General features: G+C 69.0%; 3 protein-coding genes. 2 read left to right on the top strand and 1 reads right to left on the bottom strand.

Annotated elements, in window-relative coordinates:
• A partial coding sequence (locus KUTG_RS62310; protein ID WP_043732646.1) for an alpha/beta hydrolase family protein occupies positions 1–421 on the top strand: 421 nt, incomplete at its 5' end.
• Here KUTG_RS62310 and KUTG_RS43050 read toward each other — a convergent pair.
• Positions 372–863, bottom strand: a complete 492-nt coding sequence (locus KUTG_RS43050) for a GNAT family N-acetyltransferase (protein ID WP_232241258.1) — start codon at positions 861–863, stop codon at positions 372–374. The genes KUTG_RS62310 and KUTG_RS43050 overlap by 50 nt on opposite strands.
• Positions 864–1040: 177 nt before the next feature.
• Here KUTG_RS43050 and KUTG_RS43045 point away from each other — a divergent pair, with 177 nt between their 5' ends.
• The gene (locus KUTG_RS43045) at positions 1041–2561 is read left to right on the top strand and encodes a glycoside hydrolase family 76 protein (protein WP_043725386.1); all 1521 of its coding nucleotides are present in this window, start codon (positions 1041–1043) and stop codon (positions 2559–2561) included.
• Positions 2562–2586 lie beyond the last annotated feature (25 nt).

The following is a 2586-nucleotide window of genomic DNA, read 5'->3' as shown; positions in this document are numbered from 1 at the left end:
CGATCCCGCGTTCCAGCCCGGTTTCGAGGACGCCGACACCTCGATCCAGGCCGGCGCCCTGCTCTACGGCGTCTACGACCTGTCGGCCTTCAACGAGGACGGCAGCTCCGGCCTGCGCGACCACATCCAGCGGGTGATGATCGACGACGACCCCGACTCGGCCGCCTTCCGCGACGCCTCCCCGATCCACCGGCTGACCGCCGACGCGCCGCCTCTGCTTGTGGTGCACGGTGATCGGGACGAGATCGTCTCGGTCGACCAGGCTCGTGAGTTCGCCACCCGGGCCCGGGAGCTCGGCTCGTCCTTCGGCTACGCCGAGCTGCCCTACGCCCACCACGCCTTCGACTCCATCGCCGGCGCCCGGACCGTCGCTACCGCGCACGCGGTGGAGCAGTTCCTGTCGTACCTGGCCAAGAAGTGATCTCGTACTCCACCTCGCCGTGCTCGGATCCCGGCAGCGGGTCATCCCAGTCCGCATGGAACGTTCGCACGTGGCGCATGCCGAGTTTCTCCATGACTCGACGCGATCCCGTGTTGACGAACATGGTCTGGGCCGTGACCCGCTCGACGCCGTCGGCAAAAGCCTTGCGCAGCACGGCAAAGGCACCCTCGGTGGCGTAGCCGAGGCCCCACTTGTCCCGTCGAATGCGGTAGCCGAGCTCCTCCCCCAGCCCGAACCAGCCCACGAAGTCCCCGGTGGCCTTCTCGATGCCGACCCAGTAACCCGCGCGCCCGATCAGCCCCACCGAGCTGGCCCCGTCCGTGCCGAGGAAGCGCATCACCTCGGGGTCGGCGTCCAAGGCCCGCAGATCGTCCACATCGGACGGTTGAGCCGGGCGCAGCAGCAGGCGATCGGTCTCCACCAGGTCAGATTGCGGCAAGCCGGGCGCCGAAGGCCACCGAATTACGAATCAGCGGACGACAACCGGACACATCCGAGCAGAATCATTGACGCCAGCTCACGCGGACCTTACATTCGCCGTTGAGAGCGCTCTCACCAGCACGTTTCCGACCGGCAACCCTGCACACCGGGAGGTTCCATGCTCAGAGTCGCGTTGGTTCGATGTGCCCTGCTCGGCGCACTGGCCCTGTCCGCCGCCGTCCTGGCCGCCCCGGGCGCCGTCGCGTCCACCGGTGCGCCACCGACCCCCGCTCCGACCACCGCCGCCCCGCCCGCGTCCAACGGCCCGACCGTCACGCCCAAGGTCACCATCTGCGACAAGTACTGCGACGGCCGGGATCCCGCCCTGGCGGCGCAGGACCGGACAGCCGTGACCGCCACGACGGCCGGCCGCCAACTCTCCCTGCACCTCGACGACTCCGACGACATGGGCTGGGGCGCCCTCGCCAACAGCTCCCCCGGCGACGAGCTGTGGCTGGACCGGTCCTTCGACGCCGGCCGCAGCTGGGCCTCCGGTTCCAAGATCGGCGACACCCGGACGCCGGCCGGCTACCCGGGCTGGCGCACGCTCATGTTCAACGTCGACGACTGGAACGACAACGGTGTCGGCCTGCTCCGGGCCTGCGCCCAGGCAGCGGGCGGCACGGCGATCACCTGCACCGACTGGCGCCGCACCACGTGGAACGCCAACGACCGGCGCGCCGCCGCCGCGACCGCGTTGATGGAGGACTACGACAACGGCACCGGCCTGTTCGACACGACCGGCTGGTGGAACTCGGCCAACGCCCTGACGGCGATCATCGGTGACATCCGGGCGGCCGGCATGGGCAGCTACACCTACGCCATCGCGCGGACGTACGACAAGAACCTCTCGGCCCAGGGCGGCAACTTCACCAACGCCTACAACGACGACACGCTCTGGTGGGGCCTGGCCTGGGTCGCCGCCTACGACGTGACCGGCGACAGCCGCTATCTCAACACCGCCCGGTTCGACGCCGACCACGTCTACTCGTACTGGGACGGCACGTGCGGCGGCGGCGTGTGGTGGAGTTCGGCGAAGACGTACAAGAACGCCATCCCCAACTCGCTCTACATCCAGCTGAATGCCGCGCTGCACAACCGGATCGCCGGCGACTCGGTGTATCTCCAGCGAGCCAGGGCCGGGTGGACGTGGTTCCGCAACAGCGGGCTGATCAACGGCCAGAACCTGGTCAACGACGGCCTGACCACCGGCTGTGCCAACAACAACCAGGCGACCTGGTCCTACAACCAGGGCGTGCCGCTGGCGGCGTTGGCCGAGTTGTACAGGGCGACCGGGAACACTGCCTATCTCGACCAGGCCCGCACGCTGGCCAACGCGTCCACGACGAGCACCGTCCTCAACACCAACGGAATTCTGCACGACCCGGGCGAGCAGCCCGGTGGCGGCGGCGCCGACGGCCCGACCTTCAAGGGCGTCTACGCCCGGGATCTGGCGGCGCTGAACGCGACGCTTTCCGATCATCCGTACACGAACTACCTGAAACGCCAGGCGGATTCGGCGTATGCCAGTGATCGCAACGGGTTCGACCACTACGGGTTGGTCTGGTCCGGCCCGTTCGACCAGTCCGACGCGGCCCGGCAGCAGAGCGCGCTGGACCTGCTGAACGCGACCGGCTGAGCACGGCGGTGGTCCCCTCCGCCTC

Source organism: Kutzneria sp. 744, assembly GCF_000568255.1.
Classification (GTDB): Bacteria; Actinomycetota; Actinomycetes; order Mycobacteriales; family Pseudonocardiaceae; genus Kutzneria.
Note: the sequence above shows the minus strand (reverse complement) of the source record. Positions and strands in the feature narration are given on the sequence as shown.

Bases quoted from the DNA above. Each gene is read 5' to 3' on its own strand.
- KUTG_RS43045 (WP_043725386.1), top strand. From the start codon at position 1,041: ATGCTCAGAGTCGCGTTGGTTCGATGTGCCCTGCTCGGCGCACTGGCC.